Below are 18,209 nucleotides of genomic sequence, written 5' to 3' on the forward strand. Positions count from 1 at the left end.
GGAGCTATGGTGAGTTTGGATTTCCTACTCACTAGTAGTTCCGGTCGTTGTTCTCTGGCTGCTGTGGAGGCCCGCACCATGCGTGACGCAGTGATCGTCGAAGCCGTACGCACCCCCGTGGGCAAGGGCAAGCCGAACGGCTCCCTCGCTCAGGTCCACCCCGTCGAACTCCTCTCGCACACCCTGCGCACCCTCGTCGAGCGCACCGGGATCGACCCGGCCCTCATCGACGACGTCATCGGCGGCACGGTCACCCAGGTCGGTGAGCAGTCCGTCAACATCACCCGGCAGGCCGTGCTGTCCGCGGGCTTCCCGGAGTCGGTGCCCGCGACCACGGTGGACCGTCAGTGCGGTTCCTCCCAGCAGGCCGTGCACTTCGCGGCGCAGGGCGTGCTTTCCGGGGCGTACGACCTGGTGGTGGCCTGCGGAGTGGAGTCCATGGGGCGGGTGCCGATGGGGTCGGCCGTGCTGCCCGGCACGGACCCCTTCGGCCCCGGAGTCGCCGCACGCTACCCGGAGGGTCTGGTCCCGCAGGGCATCAGCGCCGAACTCATCGCCGCCAAGTGGTCGATGACGCGCGACCAGTTGGACGACTTCGCGGTCTCCTCGCATCAGAAGGCGGCCGCCGCCTGGGACGCGGGCCTCTTCGACGCCCAGGTGACACCCCTGGCGGGCGCCACGCGCGACGAGTGCGTGCGACCCGGCAGCAGCGCCGAGGTCCTGGGCGGCCTCAAGCCCGCCTTCTACGACCCGAGTTGGGCCGAGCGGTTCCCGGGGATCGAGTGGAACATCACCGCCGGCAACTCCAGCCCGATCAACGACGGTGCCTCCGCCGTCCTGATCACGTCCAGCGAGACGGCGGCCCGTCTGGGGCTGCGCCCGCTGGCCCGGCTGCACAGCTTCGCGGTGACCGGCTCCGATCCGCTGCTCATGCTCACCGGTGTCATACCGGCCACCGAGAAGGTGCTGCGCAGGGCCTCGCTCACCCTCGACGACATCGACCTGTTCGAGGTCAACGAGGCGTTCTCCAGCGTCGTTCTGGCCTGGCAGCAGGAGACGGGCGCCGACCTCGCCAAGGTCAACGTGCACGGCGGGGCCATCGCGATCGGTCATCCCCTCGGCGCGAGCGGCACCCGGCTGACGACCACGCTCGTGCACGCGATGCGGGACCGGGGAGCGCGCTACGGGCTGCAGACGATGTGCGAGGCGGGGGGTCTCGCCAACGCGATGATCATCGAGACTGTCTGAGTCGAGCCTGTCTGAGTCGGCACTGTCTGACTCGGGACTGCCTGAGTCGAGCCTGTCTGAGTCGGGACTGTCTGAGTGTCACTGGGGACGCAGGTGGTGGCGCTTGCGCCAGGCCACCACCGCGCCGCCGAGGGCAGGCAGGGCGATGCAGGCCATGGCGATCAGGAACGCCGGAGACGTGGGGCTGGAGGCCCGGGCGCCGGCGACGACGTACGCGGCGGTGTTCGGGAGCGAGCCGAGTGCCGTCGCGACCAGGAACGGCATCCAGCGCATCCGGGAGACGGCGGCGCAGTAGTTCACGCCCCAGAACGGCAGCCCCGGGAAAAGCCGGGCCGCCATCATCGAACGGAAGGCGTGCTTGCTGAGCTGCCCGTCCGCCGCCTTGAGCCACCGGCCTCGCAGCAGCGGGCGCAGCGCGTCCTGGCCCAGGATGCGGCCGAGACCGAAGGAGATCCCGGCCCCGAGCACCGTGCCCGCCAGCGCCGAGGCGGTGCCCAGCTGGGAGCCGAACAGCGCGCCCGCCGCGAGGTTGAGCAGCGGGCGCGGTACGAACGCCACGCTGCACAGGCCGTAGGCCGCGGCGAACACCAACGCGGCCATGGCGCCGGTGAGTTGGGGCGGCCAGCCGTCCGAGAGGAGCCGCTGCGGGTGGAAGAGCAGCACGGTCGAAGCCGCCCCGGCGAGCAGGACGAGGAGCAGCGACAGCCGGGACCACGGTGAGAGCAGGGCTCTCGTGCAGCGCGCGGCGAAGCCGGTCGGGACGACGGGCGGCACGGGCGCGACAGCGACGACGGACGTGGCGGTGCCCCCAGAGCGGGTGCCCACAGAGTCGGTGGCGGCATCGGCGAGCATGTCGGCGACCCTAACCGACCTGTGTATGTGATCGCCGTATGGTTCGTCTCATGAGCGTCACAGGTGCGGGCACCCTGGAGGTGCCGGGCAGTGTTCTCGCCGACACCGTGCTGGAGCGGCTCACCGTCACGTACGCCGCCGCGGCCGACCCGGAGCGGGCGGTTCCGATGCGGGCCTACATGAAGGACATCGCGCCCTTCCTCGGCCTGACCACGCCCGTACGCAGGGCTTTGTCCCGCACGGTCCTGGAGGGCACGCCCCACCCGGACGAGACCGACTGCACCGCGATCGCCCTGCGCTGCTGGGAACTGCCGGAGCGCGAGTACCTGTACTTCGCGGTCGATTACCTGCGCCGCCATGTGAGGCACTGCACGTCCGGCTTTCTGCCGGTCGCCCGGCATCTCGTCTCCACGGTCCCGTGGTGGGACACCGTGGACGCACTCGCCTCCCACGTAGTGGGAGGCCTGGTCGCCGCCGATCCGAAACTGACGGCCGACATGGACGCGTGGATCGTCGACGACGACCTGTGGGTGGCCCGTACGGCCCTGCTCCACCAGTTGCGCTTCAAGGAACGCACCGACACCGAACGCCTCTTCGCGTACTGCCTGCGTCAGTCCGGACACCCCGACTTCTTCATCCGCAAGGCCATCGGCTGGTGCCTGCGCGAGTACGCGAAGACGGACCCGGAGGCGGTACGGGGCTTCCTGGCGAGGGAGAAGGGCCGGTTCGCGCCGCTGTCGGTGCGCGAGGCTCTGAAGAACATCGGGCCCTGAAGAACATCGGGCCCTGAAGAACATCGGGCCCTGACGAACAGCGAGTCCTGAAGTCCCTTCTGAAGTCCCGGTGCTGATAAATCGTTCGACGTGGGGCAAAGCGTCGGCAATGATCGGCGTCATGTTCCGGTACGCCTTCCACCTCGCAGCATCCGCGGTCGCGGATGCCCCGAAGGCTGCCGTTCCCGCGCTCGTTCTCGTTCCTGTTCTAGCGGCCGCAGTCGACGGCGCCCGAAGCTGACCCTCTCCGGATCGTCCGGCGGACCCCGCAGGGGGAGGGTCGGCGAGTCCTCGGGGTCCCCGCAATCCACTTCGCCAGGCTTCGAGGTACCGCCATGTCCAAGACGGCATACGTCCGCACGAAACCGCATCTCAACATCGGCACGATGGGCCATGTCGACCACGGCAAGACCACCCTGACCGCCGCCATCACCAAGGTCCTCGCCGAGCGCGGCGCGTCCACCTTCGTCCCGTTCGACCGCATCGACCGGGCGCCGGAGGAGGCCGCGCGCGGCATCACCATCAACATCGCGCACGTCGAGTACGAGACCGACACCCGGCACTACGCGCACGTGGACATGCCGGGCCACGCCGACTACGTCAAGAACATGGTCACCGGGGCCGCGCAGCTCGACGGGGCGATCCTCGTCGTCTCCGCGCTCGACGGGATCATGCCGCAGACCGCCGAACACGTGCTGCTCGCCCGGCAGGTGGGGGTCGACCACATCGTGGTCGCGCTCAACAAGGCCGACGCAGGTGACGAGGAGCTCACCGACCTCGTGGAGCTGGAGGTCCGCGAACTGCTCACCGCGAACGGCTACGGCGGCGACTCCGTACCCGTCGTACGGGTGTCCGGCCTCAAGGCCCTTGAGGGGGACCCGCGTTGGACGGCGTCGATCGACGCGCTGCTCGACGCCGTGGACACGTATGTGCCCATGCCCGAGCGGTACTTGGACGCGCCGTTCCTGTTGCCGGTCGAGAACGTGCTCACCATCACCGGACGCGGCACGGTGGTCACGGGCGCGATCGAGCGCGGCACGGTCCGGGTGGGCGACCGGATCGAAGTGCTCGGGGCCGCCGTCGAGACGGTGGTCACGGGTCTGGAGACCTTCGGCAAGCCCATGGAGGAGGCGCAGGCCGGGGACAGCGTGGCGCTGCTGCTGCGCGGGGTGCCGCGCGACGCGGTCCGTCGCGGGCACATCGTCGCGGCGCCCGGCAGCGTCGTGCCCAGTCGGCGCTTCTCGGCGCAGGTGTACGTCCTGTCGGCCCGCGAGGGCGGCCGGACGACCGCGGTGTCGACCGGCTACCGGCCGCAGTTCTACATCCGCACCGCGGACGTCGTCGGCGACATCGACCTCGGCGAGACGGCGGTCGCGCGCCCGGGGGACACCGTCACGATGTCGGTGGAGCTGGGCCGTGAGGTCCCGTTGGAGCCGGGGCTCGGCTTCGCGATCCGCGAGGGCGGCCGCACGGTCGGCGCGGGCACGGTGACGGAGGTCGGCTGAATGAGCGAGGTGCCCGTCCCCGAGGGGGCGGGCACCTTCGCGCGTTCGAAGGGGGCCCGCCCGGCCCGCAACGGTCATTGTCAGTGCCGTGCGCAAGACTTGATCGCGGAGGCAGTCGTGGCGGGCGATGGAGAGATGGGGGCACCATGGCGGGCAAGGCACTTGTGCTGGGCGGCGGGGGCATCAGCGGCATCGGCTGGATGGCCGGGATGCTGTACGGGCTGGGCGAGGCGGGCGTGGATCTCGGCGACGCCGATGTCGTGATCGGTACGTCGGCCGGTTCGAGCGTCGGCGCGCAACTGTCGGCGGGCACGCTGAAGGAGCTCTACGAGCGCCAACTCACGGCCCCCGAGGGCGAGATCCCGAGCCGACTCGGCGTCGGTCTGCTGTTCCGCTATGTGGCGGCGGCCCTGACCTCGCGCACTCCCGAGGCGTACGGCCGGAGGATCGGCCGTATGGCGCTCGCCGCAAGGACGCCCGACGCGGCGGCCCGGCGCGCCGCGATAGAGAGCAGGCTCGTCTCGCCGGAGTGGCCCGATCGTGCCCTGCGCCTCACCGCCGTGGACACCGCGACCGGTGAGCTGCGGGTCTTCGACAAGGACAGCGGGCCGACCCTTGTCGACGCGGTCGCCGCGAGTTGCGCGGTTCCCGGTGTGTGGCCCCCGGTCTCGATCGAGGGTCGGGTGTGGATGGACGGCGGTATCCACTCGCCGGCCAACGCCCATCTCGCCGAGGGCTACGACCGGGTCGTCGTCCTCGCGCCCATGGCCGTGGGCGGCGGCCCGCTGGCCTCGGCCGCAGACCAGACGCAGCGGCTCGTGGAACAGGGGGCCCGCGCGGTCGCCGTCCATCCGTCCCCGGAGGCGAAGCAGGCGTACGGCCGCAACCCGCTCGACCCGGCGGTACGGGCGCCGGCCGCTCGCGCGGGGCGGGAACAGGCGGCGGCGCACGCGGCGGAGGTGGGGGAGGTGTGGGGGGTCTGACGGGCCGACGGGACACGGCCCACGGGTTCCAGTGCCGGAGGGAGTGCCGCCGGGCGGGCTCGCGCCCCCGGCGCCCTCACGCGCCCGTGCTCGCGTGTCGCGGGTCCGGTACGACCGGCAACTCCACAGCGCGACCGCACGCACACGCGCTCGGGCGACCTCGCGGGCCGGGCCGCTCCAACTCAAGGCTCACGCCCCACGCCCGGAGCGCGCACAAAGCCGCACGCCCCGCCGCCTCCCACCACCCCGGCACAATGGACCCGTGAACGAGCCGATACCCGTGACCCGGGACGTTGATCACGGGACCGCCAAGCTGATGCCCGACGTGGATCGGGCGCGGGCCTGGCTGCTGACCGTCGACGGGGCGCCGCAGTCGTATGTGGACCTGGACGCGCCGACGTATCTGGAGTTCGAGTACACGCGGCGGCTGGGGCATGTGCTGGACACCGTCGCGGAGCCGGGGCGCCCGCTGGACGTGGTGCATCTGGGCGGCGGGGCGCTCACGCTGCCCCGGTACCTGGCGGCGACCCGACCCGGTTCGCGGCAGGACGTCGTGGAGGCGGACCGGGGGCTGCTGGAGCTGGTCGCCGAGCATCTGCCGGTGCCGGACGGTGCCGGGATCACCGTGCACGGCGCCGACGCCCGGGCATGGCTGGAGGCGGCGCCGGACGGTTCGGCGGACGTGGTCGTCGCGGACGTCTTCGGCGGGACGCGGGTTCCGGCGCACCTGACCTCCGTGGCGTACGCCCGCGAGGCCGAGCGTGTGCTGCGGGCAGACGGGTACTACCTCGCCAACCTCGCGGACTCCGCGCCCTTCGGGTTCCTGCGCTCCCAACTCGCCACGTTCGGCGCGGTGTTCGGGGAGCTGGCGCTGATCGCGGAACCGGGTGTGCTGCGCGGACGGCGGTTCGGCAACGCGGTGCTCGTCGCCGCCCACCGACCCGTCGACACGGTGGCCCTGACCCGGCTCGTGGCCTCGGACGCCTTCCCGGCGCGACTCGAACACGGGCTCGCGGTACGGGACTTCATCGGCGGCGCGCGACCCGTCCGGGACGAGGACGCCGTACCGTCACCCGAGCCCCCCGACGGAGCGTTCGGCATCGGCTGAGCCGTTCGCGGCCTGCGGTTCGGAGCAGGTCGGTGATCCGGTGCGCCGCCGCAGGTTCCGTACCTCCGGTACGCACAGCGTCCCCGCCGTGACCAGGGCGACCAGGGCCGCGCACCCCCACAGGGCCGCCGTCCGGCCGAAGGCCGACTCCGCCGGGCCCGCCGCCGCGGCGGCGACCGGCATCAGCGCGATCGAGCCGAGCCAGTCGTACGCCGCTATCCGGGAGAGCTTCTCCTCGGGGATCTCCTGGTGCAGCGCCGTCATCCACGACACCCCGAACACCTCGACGGTGGCTCCGGCGACGAACATCACCACGCACAGGACACCGACCGGAACCGGTACCGCGAGCGCGGCGGACGGGAGGGCCAGGGGGAAGACGCAGAGCATGCCCGCGAGGAGCAGTCTGCGGGGTTTCCAGCGGGTCATCAGCAGGGCGCCGGCGACCGTGCCCGCGCCGAAGGCGGCCAGGGCCAGGCCCCAGGGACCCGCGCCGCCGAGGCCGTCCCGGGCGACGAGCGGACCGTAGACGCCGTCGGCCGCGCCGACCACCGCATTGGCGACGGAGAACGCCACGACGACGGACCACAGCCAGGGCCGGCCGATGAACTCCCGCCAGCCGTCCCGGAGATCGGCCAGCATCCCGCCGCCCGGTGCGCGCGGCGGGATGTGGCTCACGTCGAGGAAGGAGCGCAGCGCCCCGGCGACCGCGAACATCGCCGCGTCGACCGCGAGCACCCAGCCGGGGCCGACCACCGCGACCAGCGCGCCGCCGAGGGCCGCGCCGCCCAGGGACGCGCCCTGCATCGCCATCCGGAACACCGCGAACGCCCGGCCCGCCTGCTCCCCGCTCACCGTGGACATCAGCATGCCCTCGGCCGCCGGGCCGAAGAACGCGTGCCCGGTGCCGCCGAGCGCGGCCAGCAGCATCATCTGCCACAGCCGGGGCTCACCGGCGAGGACGAGCACCGCGAAGGCCGCCTGCGAGACACAGCTGAGTGCGTTGGCCGCGACCATCACCCGGTGCCGGGGCACCCGGTCCGCGAGCGCGCCGCTGACCAGCAGGAACACCACCAGTGGCAGCGTGCGCGAGGCGGCCACCAGCCCCACGTCACCGCTGTCGCCGCCCGCGTCCAGCACGGCGAACGCGGCGGCGATCAGCGCACCGCTGCCGCCGAGACCGGTCGCCACCGCGGCGGTGGTCAGCAGGGTGTAGTTGCGGCCCGCCCAGTCGGGACGGCGCGGGTGACGGAGGGCGGCGGTGGCGTTCACCGGCCGACTATCGCCGCCCCGACCTGTCCCTGCCAAACAGATTACGGCCAGAAATGAGCCAGACGACCAGGTCTGTCAGCTGGTGCTGCCCGTCGGGTCCCCGTGCAGCCGTACGGTGCTGAGGATCTTCTGCACCGTCGTGTCGGGGATCTCCTCGCTGACGCCCTTGGCGCCGTAGAGGGTCCAGGATACGAAGTCGCCCGCCGAGTTCTTGAAGGCGAACGTGGTCGCCTTGCCGTCCGTGGAGCACTTGCCGCTCTTCGGCACACCGGTCGTGTACGAGGTGGCGACGCTGCCGGCGACCCCCGACTTCGTCGTGTACGGCTTCGCCGCGCCGATCTTCAGATACTTCTTGGACGAGTCCTTCTGGTCCGTGTACCCGCCGAACGCGAACGCCGCCGCGTCGCCGCGCGCGGTGCTCGCCGTGTCCTTCGCGCCGTCCTCGCCCTTGGTGCCGCTCGTCGCCAGCCCCGAGGTCTCCTTGGTGCCGTCCTTGTCGTCGTCGGACTCGCACCAGTTCTGCTTCAGATAGGCGGGTGCGGAGAAGCCGATGTACGGGGAGCCGTCGCCCTTCTGCTCGTCCTCGAAGAAGTTGAAGGTGCCCGGCTTGCCGACCTCCCAGTCGGCGGGGACGTCGAACGCGGTGCCGTACTTCTGGTTGACGACGACCTTCCAGCCCGCGATGGTCGGCTGCTCGGTCTCGGTGCCGCGCGGGTTGTCGTCGGAACCGGAGGAGGAGGCGCTCGGGTCCGTGGACGCGGAGGGCGACTTGCTCGACGTGTCCTTGCCGCCGTCCGCCTTGTCGTCCTTGTTCCCGCCCAGGACCAGGAATCCGGTCACCCCGGCGGCCACGACGACGGCCGCGGCGGCGACGATCGCGACCAGCTTCGTCCGGTTCCCGCCGCCTCCGCCCTGCGGCGGCTGCGGTCCGCCGGCCGGGCCCGGAGCACCCCACTGCGGTTGCTGCGCATAGGGGTTGGGCTGCTGGTAGCCGGGCTGCTGATAGGGATTCGGCTGTTGGTACCCCGGCTGCTGGTACGGGTTCTGTTGCGGGTTCTGCTCGCCCCCGGGCGGCTGCTGTCCTGGCCACATGGGCAGTAACCCTAGTGCGGCACAGGACACGGTGGGGTCACCGGCCCTTGTCAGGGTCGTACCAACTCGGGACCGGACGGTGTTTGCCGGCGCACAGGTCTGGCCCGAATTGGCTACCCGTGGGTAACATGCCGTCCATGAGCGCAGATCAGATGTCCATCGGCGAGTTGCTCGCCGCCACGGTGCCGATGGTTCGCACGCTGAACCTGGAGTACCTGGAGACCAGTCCGGAGCGGGCCGTGCTGTCCCTGCCGGACCAGAGCGAGTACCGCAACCACGTCGGCGGGCCGCACGCCGGTGCCATGTTCACCCTCGGCGAGTCCGCCAGCGGCGCGATCGTCCTCGCCGCCTTCGGCGACCAGCTCTCGCGGGCGGTGCCGCTCCCGGTCAACGCGGAGATCGCGTTCAAGAAGATCGCCCTCGGCCCGGTGAAGGCCACCGCCACCCTCGGCCGCCCGGCCGCGGACGTCGTCGCCGAACTCGACGCGGGCGAGCGGCCCGAGTTCCCGGTCACCGTCGCCATCCAGCGCGAGGACGGCGCCGTGACCGGGGAGATGACGGTCACCTGGACACTCCGGCCGAACGGCTGACCGTCCCGAGACAGGCGTGAGGGCCCGGTCATCGCCTACGGCGGACCGGGCCCTCGTGCGTGCGGAGTTCAGGCCGCGAGCCGCTCGTCGTCGCTCGCGCCGGCCTCCAGTCCCGCCACGAACTCCTTGAGCCACGCGACGAATTCGGGCCCCAGGTCCGGGCGGTCGCAGGCCAGTCGTACCACCGTGCGCAGATAGTCGGCCTTGTCGCCGGTGTCGTAGCGCAGGCCGTCGAAGACGACTCCGTGGACCGTGCCGTCGGCGGCCAACTCCTGGAGGGCATCGGTCAGTTGGATCTCTCCGCCGCGGCCGGGCGGGGTGCGCTCCAGGGTGGGGAAGATCGCGGGGTCGAGGACGTAGCGGCCGATGACGGCGTAACGGCTCGGCGCGTCCTCGCGGGACGGCTTCTCGACCAGGCCGGTGACGCGTACGACACCGTCCTCACCGGTCGGCTCGACGGCCGCGCAGCCGTACAAGTGGACCTGTTCCTCCGGGACCTCCATCAGGGCGACCACGCTGCCCGCGTACCGCTCGCGGACCTCCAGCATCCGGCTGAGCAGGGTCTCGCGCGGGTCGATCAGGTCGTCGCCGAGGAGGACGGCGAAGGGCTGGTCGCCGACGTGGTGGCGGGCGCAGAGCACCGCGTGGCCGAGGCCGAGCGGGTCGCCCTGGCGGATGTGGTGGATGTCGGCGAGGCGCGCGGGGTCGCGTACGGCGTCCAGGCGCACGGTGTCGCCCTTGGCGGCCAGGGCCTGTTCGAGTTCGAAGGCGTGGTCGAAGTGGTCCTCGATGGCGCGCTTGTGCCGGCCGGTGACCATCAGGATGTCGTCGAGTCCGGCCGCCGCGGCCTCCTCGACGACGTACTGGATCGCGGGCTTGTCGACGACCGGGAGCATCTCCTTGGGCGTCGCCTTCGTCGCGGGCAGGAACCGCGTGCCGAGCCCGGCTGCCGGTACGACCGCCTTGCGGACCGTGGGGACGGGGGCGGGTGCGGGGGTGGCTGAGGAGTGGGGGGCGATCATGCGGTTCATGGTGGTCCACGGTGATGAGAGCACCCCGAGAGAAACGTCGGAGTTCCCTGTGCGCCTTCCTTAGTTCGCTGCAGAGTTGGAGATTTCGTGTAGACGCCTGTGGATACCGCCGGTAACCAATCTGAATTCGCAGCGTTTTGAACATCGGTCACTCGAACTCCTTGTTTCCTGTCCGGCGCTTGTGCGAGTGTGAGCCACCTCGTGAGGCCAGTCGTGAGAAGGCAATGGTCAGGGTCTTTTCTGACAGCTCATAGGTATGCACCAATCAAGCACCGCTTTCCGATGGTCGGGCATTCGTGTGCCGTCCTGCGGCTTGGAAGGAAATGCTCCCGTGCAATCCCCCTACCCCCCACGCCCGCCGTTCCCGCCTCGCCCCGGATCGAGTCCGGGAGAGTCGGACCGCAATCTCATGGCACAACTCGGTGACAAAGCCGCGGGCACTCGTGCCGTCGCACTGCTGCTCGCGCGCCACTGGCAGGCGACAAGTGAATATGCGGCCATCTGCCTCGCCACCGCCGAGACTTCGGCGTTCATGGTGGCGGGTGCCGCCTTCCATCAGGTACTCGCGAGCCGGGTGACCGGTGGCGCCCTGCGGCCCCAACTCCTGGTAGCAGTCAGGGAGATGGTGAAGAAGTGGGCCGCCGACGAACGAATTCCCGCCCTGCTGCCGGAACTTCGCAAACCCACCGGCGCCCGGGGCCTGAGTGCGGCGAGGCCCGGAACCTCCGAAAGGCGGAAGCTCGCGGAACGTGCTTTCGGAAGGCTGCCGGGCGCCTCCCAATGCCTCCTGTGGCACACCGAGGTCGAGGCCGAACCCATAACCATACCCGCCGGTCTGCTGGGCGTGGACGAGGCCACCGCGACCGCCGCGCTGGACCAGGCTCGTGAACAATTCAGGGCGGGCTGTGTCCGCGCCCACCTGGAACTCGCGCCGACGCCCGAATGCCGCTACTACAACCGACTCCTCGATGTCCCGATCCGCCGCGGTGGCAGTCTGTTGCCCGATGTGCAACGGCATCTCATGACGTGTCGCTACTGCCGTTTCGCGGCGGAGCAGTTGAGTCATTTCGACGGCGGCCTCGAAGTGCTGCTCGCCGAGACCGTCCTCGGCTGGGGCGCCCGCCGCTATCTCGACTCACGGCCCGGCCGTGCGACGCCCGGGACCGCCGCCCGCGCCGTCCGCCGCCCGGTGGGCCGCCACCGCCCCACCCCGGAAGGCGTCTTCGCCTTCCCGCGCAGGCACCCCAAGGCCGCGGTCGTGGGCGTGGGGCTGACCTCCCTCGCACTGCTCGCGACCGTGCTCGCCTCCAAGGGCTGGACCCAGGGCGACACCCCCGGTCCGCAGGCCACCTGGGGCGCGGCCAGCGGCAGTTCGTCCCACCAGAGCCCCGTCGCGGCGCCCTCGTCGGCCGGTGCCGAGTCGCCCGCCGGTGCCGTCGGCGCGGGAGTCGTCCAACAGGGCGTGCTGCGCGCGCTCGCGTCCGGGCTGTGCCTCGACGCGGCCGGCGGGCGGGTGCGGAACGGCGCGGCCGTCGCCCTGGCCGCGTGCTCCGACGCCGGATCGCAGCAGTGGTCGTACGACCAGGACGGTCTGCTGCGCAGCCTCGACGATCCCGGGCTCTGCCTCGCCGCCGACACCGACAGGGGCACGGTCACGCTGGCCGGGTGCCTGGTGCACGCCGGCGAGGTGCACTACGACCTGACGGTCCGCGGTGAGCTGCTGCTCCGCTGGAGCAAGGGGCTGGCCGTCGCGCCCGAGAACGGGAAGAAGGGGGCGCGGGTCGTGCTGGCGGGACGGGACGGGTCCGCCGGGCAGCGCTGGGCGCTCGGATCCACCGCCGACGCGGGGACCGAGGGTGGCGAACCGGCGGACGGAGGGGAGGCGAAGGGAAGGGGCGACGACCTCCGCAGCGGCGCTCCGACGCCATCTGAGGGTGGTGAAGTGCCGCAACCGCCTCCCGCGGATCCTCCCCAGCAGGATCAACCGCAGAACGCGCCCCGCGCCGCGCAGGTCGCCTGCTGTGATGATCCCGCGCCGGAGCCCGCGCCCGTGCTCGCGCCGGTCGCCGATGTCGTGCAGCCGGTGGTGACTGTCGTCGGCGATGCCGTGAACACTGTCACCGATGTCGTCGCCGGTCTCGTCCCGGCCCGGCACTGAATTGGAGGTAAGGTAAGGCTAACGTTACCCAGGGGGTTCCGCATGGCAGACACCGCAAGCGCCCCGGCGCCTGCACGGACGCTCGCCCGGGTGCGGCTCGGCGCCGGCGGGCCGCTCGCCCGGCTGCGGGTGGCGGACGGCAGGATCACCCATGTCGTCCCGGAAACGGGCGCCGTAGCCGGTGGCGAACCCGTCCTTGATCTCGAAGGGCGGGTTCTGCTGCCCGGTCTGTGGGACGCCCACGTCCACCTCGCGGAATGGGCGAGCACCCGGCACCGCCTGGACCTGGCCGGAACCGCCTCCGCCCGGGCGGTGACCGACCTCGTCCGGGCGCATGCCGGGGCGGCCGACGGCACGGTGCTCCACGGCTACGGGTTCCGCGACGGCCTGTGGCCCGACGCCCCGCACAAGGCACTGCTCGACGCGGTGCTGCCGGACCGGCCGGTCGCCCTGGTCAGCGCCGATCTGCATGCCGCGTGGTTCAACTCGGCCTGCCTCGCTCTCGTCGGCCGCGCCGACCACCCCACCGGCCTGATCAGGGAACACGAGGCCCACGAAGCCCTCGCCGCGCTCCCCGCGACCCCGGCCGAGGTGCTCGACGGCTGGATCGAGAAGGCCTGCCGGGCCGCCGCCGCACGCGGGGTCACCGGAGTCATCGACTTCCAGTTCGGCGACACGGTCGCGGACTGGGAACGCCGCGCAGCCCAATTCCAGCCAGCCGTACGGGTGTTGGCCGCGGTGTATCCGAGCTACCTGGACGCCGCGATCAAGCGCGGGCTGCGCACGGGCGATGAGATCGGCGGCCTGGTCGGGGTGGGCCCGCTGAAACTCTTCACGGACGGCTCGCTCAACACCCGCACCGCCCTGTGCCGCGACCCCTACCCCGGCCTGGAGGGCACGGACGGCGCCCACGGCATCGAGGAGACGGCCCCCGACGAACTCGTACGGCTCATGCGGCGCGCCGCTGCCAACGGCATCGAACCCGCGGTGCACGCCATCGGCGACCGTGCCAACACCGTTGCCCTGGACGCCTTCGAGGTGGTGCGCTGCCGCGGCCGGATCGAGCACGCGCAGCTGCTGAGCCCCGAAGACCTCCCGAGATTCGCCGAGTTGGGCGTGATCGCGGGAGTCCAGCCCCGGCACGCCACGGACGACCGCGACGTGGCGGACCGGCACTGGGCCGGACGTACCGAACGCGCCTTCGCCTACGGTGACTTGCTCGCCGCCGGCGCACGGCTGGAGTTCGGCTCGGACGCCCCGGTCTCGCCGCTCGACCCCTGGCTCGCCATCGCCTCCGCCGTCAGCCGCACCGACGACGAACGCCCCGCCTGGCATCCGGAGCAACGCCTGTCCGTCCGGGACGCGTTGGTCGCCGCGGCCCGTGGTCGCCGGCTCATCAGGGTCGGGGACCCGGCCGACCTGGTGGTCGTGGACGCGGACCCGCTGGACGCCGATCCGGACACCCTGCGCACGATGCCCGTGCACGCCACGATGACGAACGGCCGCTGGACCCATGGCCCTTACTCGTGATCCCGTACGACATGCCCGGCCCCGCCGCACTGCCCCCGGACCGCACCGGCTGGTCCGTCGACGCGCGCCGCGCCGCCCTCGTCGTCCTGAACGTCCAGAACCACTTTCTGCACGTGCTGCGCGAGTCCTCCGCGCCGGTCGGTCAACTCCTCGCCGGAGTGGGCCTGTTGGCGGAGTCGGCGCGGGCCGCGGGCATCCCCGTGCTGTACACCCTCAAGACCGCCGAGCGTGAACCGGACGGGCGCGAGACCAGTTTCGGGCATCCCCGGCTGCCCGGCGGCGAGGACTCCCGGGACGTCGTGGACGCGATCCGGCCGCAGGTCGGCGACAGCGTGCTGGTCGCCAAGCGGTTCAGCGCCTTCGCCGGTACCCGACTGCGGCGCAGGCTCGCGGAGTTGGGGCGCGACCAGCCGGTGATCGTCGGCGTGTTCGCGCGTACGCAGGTGCTGCTGACCGCCGCCGACGCGTGGATGCAGGACATGGAGCCGTTCGTCGTCGCGGACGCGGTGGCCGACCGGGCGCACGATGACCACCGGATGGCCGTGGACTGGATCGCGGCGACCTGCGGAGCGGTGCGGACCGTGCGGGGCGTTGTGGACGTCTTCGGCGAACCGGTGTCCCAACACCGTTGAGTTTGCCGACGGTTGGCTGGTCGCAGGCAAGAACCCCGGGCCCGGAAGGGACCGTACCCTCCGGGCCCGGGGAGTCGTGGGGTGTCAGACGGCTACTTTCGTCGCCCGTACCGAGCGGTGGATCTCCTCCGCCCGGACCGCGACCGTCGACAGCAGGGTGCTGGTCAGCCCGTGGGTGTGCTCGGTGCCGCCCTGGAGGTAGAGGCCGGCGGTCACCTCCGGGACGGTCTCGACCCGGTGGTCGCGGCCGACGCGGATCTCGTCGCCGTCATCCCTCAGGCAGAGCTTGGCCGCCTCGCCGAGCAGTGAACCCAGGTCGCGCGGCCGGTAGCCGGTGGCGAGCACCAGTACGTCGGCGGGCAGCACCTGCTTCTCGCCGGTGGGCAGGAACTCCACGGCGACATCGAGTCCGCCGTCCGTCCCGGCGTCCACGGAGCGGACCCGCGAGACGTTCAGGAAGCGCAGCCGCTCGCGTCCCGCCACCTTCTCCCGGTACGCGGTGGCGTACAGGGCCTCGATCAAGTCCATGTCGACCACGGAGTAGTTGGTGGACCGGTGGTAGTCGAGCAGTGACTGCTTGACCTCGGAGGGCGCCGAGAAGTAGACGTCCACCGCCTCCGGGTCGAAGATGCGGTTGGCGAACGGGCTGTCGTCGGCCGGGGTGTAGCCGTACTTGGCGAACACCGAGCACACCTCGGCGTCCGGGAAGGTGCGGTGCAGATAGTCAACCGCCTCGGCGGCGCTCTGGCCCGCGCCGAGCACCACGGCCCGCCGCACCGGCTGTCCCGCGTCGGCGAGTTCGGTCGCGCGGGGGATCAACTCGCTGTTGTGCCAGAGGCGTTCGCCCAGTTCGAGACCCGGCGGCACATGCGGTTCGAGCCCCATGGCCACGCTGATGTTGCGGGCCCGGCGGGTCACGGTCGCGCCGTTCCCGGCGGGGTCCCGGGTGGTGACGTCGAAGAAGGCCACCTCGCCGTCGTCGCCGCGCACCGGGTCGACGGCGACGACCTCGCTGCCGTAGGAGACGAGGTGGGAGACCCGCTCGGCCGCCCACTCGAAGTACTCGTGGAACTCCACGCGCAGCGGGAAGAGGGTCTTCTGGTTCAGGAAGTCGATCAGTCTGCCTTGCTCGCGGAGGAAGCAGAGGAAGCTGTAGTCGCTGGTCGGATTCCGCAGCGTGACCAGGTCCTTGAGGAACGACACCTGCATCGTGGCGTCGTCGATGAGCATGCCCCGGTGCCAGCCGAAGCGCGGCTGGCGTTCCAGGAACAGGGCGTTGAGACGGCTGTCTGCCGGAAGGCTCTTGTTGTGCTCCTCAACCGCTATGGACAGAGCGAGATTTGACGGACCGAATCCGATTCCGAGTATGTCGTGGACCACTTCGGAATCCATGAGCGGTGACTTCACCGTGGCATCGCCTCCCTCAGGCAGCCCAATGCTAGATAAGGTAAGGCTTACCTTGCAATGAGTCGTTGAAGGGAAGGACCGTCATGCGGGTCGTCATGCTCGGCTATCAGACCTGGGGTCACCGCACGCTGCAGGCGCTGCTGGACTCCGACCACGAGGTCGTCCTCGTGGTCACGCACCCGAAAAGTGAGCATGCCTACGAGAAGATCTGGGACGACAGCGTCGCCGAACTCGCCGAGAAGAACGACGTCCCCGTCCTGCTGCGCAACCGCCCCGACGACGCCGAACTCCTCGACGCCGTACGGGAAGCGCGGCCGGACATCATCGTCGCCAACAACTGGCGGACCTGGCTGCCCCCGGAGCTGTTCGACCTCCCGCCGCACGGCACCCTCAACATCCACGACTCGCTGCTGCCGTCGTACGCCGGGTTCTCCCCGATCATCTGGGCGCTCCTGAACGACGAGCCGCGCGTCGGCGTCACCGCGCACCGCATGAACGGCGAACTCGACGCCGGGGACATCCTGATCCAGCGCTCGGCCCCGGTCGGCCCCACCGACACCGCGACCGACCTGTTCCACCGCACCGTCGACCTCATCGCGCCGATCGTGCGCGAGTCGCTCGACCTGATCGCCTCCGGCCGCGACGCCGGCCAGTGGGTGCCGCAGGACCGCAGCCGCGCCAGCTTCTTCCACAAGCGGTCGGCGGAGGACAGCCGTATCGACTGGACATGGCCCGCGGAACGCCTGGAACGCCTCGTCCGCGCCCAGTCGGACCCGTACCCGAACGCCTACGCCTTCCATCGCGGTGAGCGGATCAGGATCGTCTCGGCGGCCGTGTCCGAGGGGCGCTACGGCGGCACACCGGGCCGGATCTTCATCCGCGAGGGCGACGGAGTGGTCATAGTGGCGGGCCCCGAGGCCCATACCGGGCGCGGCCGTGGGCTGCTGGTGCGCCGGGTGCGGACGGACGACGGCACCGAGTACGCGGCCGGCGACTACTTCCGCACGATGGGCGGGTACTTGACGTCCCGTCCCTGAGCCGGCGAGCCCGCGCCGGTCGGCGTGTCGGGCCGAGCGGGGTAGGGGTTAAAAAAAGTGTGACGCTTCTTGCGGGATGCGTCACACTTTTTTGAAGTCGGTGCCGGACCCTCACCCGGTTGTAACGGCGTCCTCGGTCCGGGAGTTGCCGTCGTGGTGGTGCCGTCCCAGCGGGATCACCATCGGGGTGCCGCTGACCGGGTCGGGGGTGATCCGGCAGCGCAGGTCGAAGACGTCCTCGACGGCGGCCTCGGTGACGACGTCGGCGGGCGCGCCCTCGGCGACGATACGGCCGGCCTTCATGGCGATGACGTGATCGGCGTACCGGCAGGCCTGGTTGAGGTCGTGCAGGACCATCACGATCGTGCGGCCCTCGCGCCGGTTGAGGTCCGTGATCAGGTCGAGCACGTCGATCTGGTGGGCGAGGTCGAGATACGTCGTCGGCTCGTCGAGGAGCAGGACGGGGGTGCCCTGGGCAACTGCCATGGCTATCCAGGCGCGTTGCCGCTGGCCGCCGGAGAGCTCGTCGACCGGACGCTCGGCGAGCTCGGTGAGGTTGGTCGCCTCAAGAGCCGCGTGGACGGCCTCCTCGTCCGCCGTCGACCACTGACGCCACCAGGTCTGGTGCGGGGAACGGCCCCGGCCCACCAGGTCCAGGACGGTCAGCCCCTCCGGCGCCACCGGGGTCTGCGGCAGGATGCCCAGTTTGCGGGCGAGTTCACGGGTCGGCACGGAACGCAGCGCGACACCGTCCAGCTCCACCACCCCCTCGCGCGCTGCCAGCAGCCGGGCGAGCGCCCGCAACAGGGTGGATTTCCCGCAGGCGTTGGCGCCGACGATGGCCGTGATCCGGCCGGTCGGCACGGTGAGGTCGAGGTTCTCGACGACCACCCGCCCGTCGTAAGCGAGTTGGAGATTCCGGGCGCGCAACTCGGGCCCCGCCACGGGTGATTCGGGCGTCCGCGGGGCGCGCGGGTCAGTGGTCGACATGCGA

16 protein-coding genes are annotated in these 18,209 nt (G+C 71.2%); 10 read left to right on the forward strand and 6 right to left on the reverse strand.

Translation table 11 applies throughout. From position 1 onward, the window contains the following. Positions 1-78: 78 nt before the first annotated feature. On the forward strand, positions 79-1,248 hold the full coding sequence (locus ACFXC1_RS00415; RefSeq protein ID WP_381236761.1) for a thiolase family protein: 1,170 nt from the start codon (positions 79-81) through the stop codon (positions 1,246-1,248). A gap of 78 nt (positions 1,249-1,326) precedes the next feature. Here the strand turns inward: ACFXC1_RS00415 and ACFXC1_RS00420 are convergent, their stop codons facing one another. Beyond that, positions 1,327-2,100: a TVP38/TMEM64 family protein gene (locus ACFXC1_RS00420; RefSeq protein WP_381236763.1), complete on the reverse strand. Its 774-nt coding sequence runs from the start codon at positions 2,098-2,100 to the stop codon at positions 1,327-1,329. Positions 2,101-2,150: 50 nt separating this feature from the next. Here ACFXC1_RS00420 and ACFXC1_RS00425 point away from each other — a divergent pair, with 50 nt between their 5' ends. From ACFXC1_RS00425 to ACFXC1_RS00440, 4 genes are all read left to right on the forward strand, one after another. Next, complete coding sequence (locus ACFXC1_RS00425; protein ID WP_381236765.1) at positions 2,151-2,873, forward strand: DNA alkylation repair protein; 723 nt, start codon at positions 2,151-2,153, stop codon at positions 2,871-2,873. A gap of 335 nt (positions 2,874-3,208) precedes the next feature. Further along, positions 3,209-4,378: an elongation factor Tu gene (tuf, locus tag ACFXC1_RS00430; protein ID WP_019071044.1), complete on the forward strand. Its 1,170-nt coding sequence runs from the start codon at positions 3,209-3,211 to the stop codon at positions 4,376-4,378. A gap of 146 nt (positions 4,379-4,524) precedes the next feature. Next, positions 4,525-5,361, forward strand: coding sequence for a patatin-like phospholipase family protein (locus ACFXC1_RS00435; protein WP_381236768.1), 837 nt, complete (start codon positions 4,525-4,527; stop codon positions 5,359-5,361). Positions 5,362-5,623: 262 nt separating this feature from the next. Further along, entirely contained in the window at positions 5,624-6,469 is an 846-nt protein-coding gene (locus tag ACFXC1_RS00440) for a spermidine synthase (protein WP_381236771.1), read from the forward strand. Here ACFXC1_RS00440 and ACFXC1_RS00445 read toward each other — a convergent pair. Both ACFXC1_RS00445 and ACFXC1_RS00450 read right to left on the reverse strand, forming a co-directional pair. Then, positions 6,431-7,738 (reverse strand): MFS transporter, encoded by a 1,308-nt coding sequence (locus ACFXC1_RS00445; RefSeq protein WP_381236774.1) that lies wholly within the window; start codon positions 7,736-7,738, stop codon positions 6,431-6,433. The two genes, ACFXC1_RS00440 and ACFXC1_RS00445, sit on opposite strands and share 39 nt — an antisense overlap. 75 nt (positions 7,739-7,813) lie before the next feature. After that, the gene (locus ACFXC1_RS00450) at positions 7,814-8,830 is read right to left on the reverse strand and encodes a hypothetical protein (RefSeq protein WP_381236777.1); all 1,017 of its coding nucleotides are present in this window, start codon (positions 8,828-8,830) and stop codon (positions 7,814-7,816) included. Between the two features lie 152 nt (positions 8,831-8,982). On the opposite strand from ACFXC1_RS00450, the gene ACFXC1_RS00455 reads away from it, so the two are divergent. Next, a complete protein-coding gene (locus ACFXC1_RS00455) occupies positions 8,983-9,420 on the forward strand; it encodes a DUF4442 domain-containing protein (RefSeq protein WP_043668139.1) in 438 nt (145 codons plus the stop codon). Between the two features lie 68 nt (positions 9,421-9,488). Here the strand turns inward: ACFXC1_RS00455 and galU are convergent, their stop codons facing one another. Continuing rightward, positions 9,489-10,442, reverse strand: coding sequence for a UTP--glucose-1-phosphate uridylyltransferase GalU (gene galU, locus ACFXC1_RS00460; protein WP_381236780.1), 954 nt, complete (start codon positions 10,440-10,442; stop codon positions 9,489-9,491). 418 nt (positions 10,443-10,860) lie between these two features. On the opposite strand from galU, the gene ACFXC1_RS00465 reads away from it, so the two are divergent. Genes ACFXC1_RS00465 through ACFXC1_RS00475 form a run of 3 tightly spaced genes read left to right on the forward strand, consistent with a single transcriptional unit; the run spans position 10,861 to position 14,771 of the window. Next, positions 10,861-12,609, forward strand: coding sequence for an RICIN domain-containing protein (locus ACFXC1_RS00465; RefSeq protein WP_381236783.1), 1,749 nt, complete (start codon positions 10,861-10,863; stop codon positions 12,607-12,609). 42 nt (positions 12,610-12,651) lie between these two features. Beyond that, the gene (locus tag ACFXC1_RS00470; RefSeq protein ID WP_381236785.1) at positions 12,652-14,139 is read left to right on the forward strand and encodes an amidohydrolase; all 1,488 of its coding nucleotides are present in this window, start codon (positions 12,652-12,654) and stop codon (positions 14,137-14,139) included. 11 nt (positions 14,140-14,150) lie between these two features. Continuing rightward, positions 14,151-14,771, forward strand: a complete 621-nt coding sequence (locus tag ACFXC1_RS00475; protein ID WP_381236788.1) for an isochorismatase family protein — start codon at positions 14,151-14,153, stop codon at positions 14,769-14,771. Positions 14,772-14,855: 84 nt separating this feature from the next. Here ACFXC1_RS00475 and ACFXC1_RS00480 read toward each other — a convergent pair whose 3' ends face one another. Further along, positions 14,856-16,163 (reverse strand): lysine N(6)-hydroxylase/L-ornithine N(5)-oxygenase family protein, encoded by a 1,308-nt coding sequence (locus tag ACFXC1_RS00480; protein WP_381236791.1) that lies wholly within the window; start codon positions 16,161-16,163, stop codon positions 14,856-14,858. 98 nt (positions 16,164-16,261) lie between these two features. Between ACFXC1_RS00480 and ACFXC1_RS00485 the strand changes: the two genes are divergently transcribed. Then, positions 16,262-17,215 (forward strand): methionyl-tRNA formyltransferase, encoded by a 954-nt coding sequence (locus ACFXC1_RS00485; RefSeq protein WP_381236794.1) that lies wholly within the window; start codon positions 16,262-16,264, stop codon positions 17,213-17,215. Between the two features lie 111 nt (positions 17,216-17,326). Here the strand turns inward: ACFXC1_RS00485 and ACFXC1_RS00490 are convergent, their stop codons facing one another. Further along, complete coding sequence (locus ACFXC1_RS00490; RefSeq protein WP_381236796.1) at positions 17,327-18,205, reverse strand: ABC transporter ATP-binding protein; 879 nt, start codon at positions 18,203-18,205, stop codon at positions 17,327-17,329. Positions 18,206-18,209 lie beyond the last annotated feature (4 nt).

It is taken from the genome of Streptomyces hokutonensis, assembly GCF_042751305.1.
Lineage (GTDB): Bacteria > Actinomycetota > Actinomycetes > Streptomycetales > Streptomycetaceae > Streptomyces > Streptomyces hokutonensis_A.

Excerpts from the sequence above, each read along its gene's own strand:
- ACFXC1_RS00435 (WP_381236768.1), top strand. The coding sequence starts at position 4,525 with ATGGCGGGCAAGGCACTTGTGCTGGGCGGCGGGGGCATCAGCGGCATC.
- ACFXC1_RS00475 (WP_381236788.1), top strand. The coding sequence starts at position 14,151 with ATGCCCGGCCCCGCCGCACTGCCCCCGGACCGCACCGGCTGGTCCGTC.
- ACFXC1_RS00455 (WP_043668139.1), top strand. The coding sequence starts at position 8,983 with ATGTCCATCGGCGAGTTGCTCGCCGCCACGGTGCCGATGGTTCGCACG.
- ACFXC1_RS00420 (WP_381236763.1), bottom strand. The coding sequence starts at position 2,100 with ATGCTCGCCGATGCCGCCACCGACTCTGTGGGCACCCGCTCTGGGGGC.
- ACFXC1_RS00425 (WP_381236765.1), top strand. The coding sequence starts at position 2,151 with ATGAGCGTCACAGGTGCGGGCACCCTGGAGGTGCCGGGCAGTGTTCTC.
- ACFXC1_RS00465 (WP_381236783.1), top strand. The coding sequence starts at position 10,861 with ATGGCACAACTCGGTGACAAAGCCGCGGGCACTCGTGCCGTCGCACTG.
- tuf (WP_019071044.1), top strand. The coding sequence starts at position 3,209 with ATGTCCAAGACGGCATACGTCCGCACGAAACCGCATCTCAACATCGGC.
- ACFXC1_RS00490 (WP_381236796.1), bottom strand. The coding sequence starts at position 18,205 with ATGTCGACCACTGACCCGCGCGCCCCGCGGACGCCCGAATCACCCGTG.
- ACFXC1_RS00470 (WP_381236785.1), top strand. The coding sequence starts at position 12,652 with ATGGCAGACACCGCAAGCGCCCCGGCGCCTGCACGGACGCTCGCCCGG.
- ACFXC1_RS00480 (WP_381236791.1), bottom strand. The coding sequence starts at position 16,163 with ATGGATTCCGAAGTGGTCCACGACATACTCGGAATCGGATTCGGTCCG.
- ACFXC1_RS00415 (WP_381236761.1), top strand. The coding sequence starts at position 79 with ATGCGTGACGCAGTGATCGTCGAAGCCGTACGCACCCCCGTGGGCAAG.
- ACFXC1_RS00485 (WP_381236794.1), top strand. The coding sequence starts at position 16,262 with ATGCGGGTCGTCATGCTCGGCTATCAGACCTGGGGTCACCGCACGCTG.
- ACFXC1_RS00450 (WP_381236777.1), bottom strand. The coding sequence starts at position 8,830 with ATGTGGCCAGGACAGCAGCCGCCCGGGGGCGAGCAGAACCCGCAACAG.
- galU (WP_381236780.1), bottom strand. The coding sequence starts at position 10,442 with ATGATCGCCCCCCACTCCTCAGCCACCCCCGCACCCGCCCCCGTCCCC.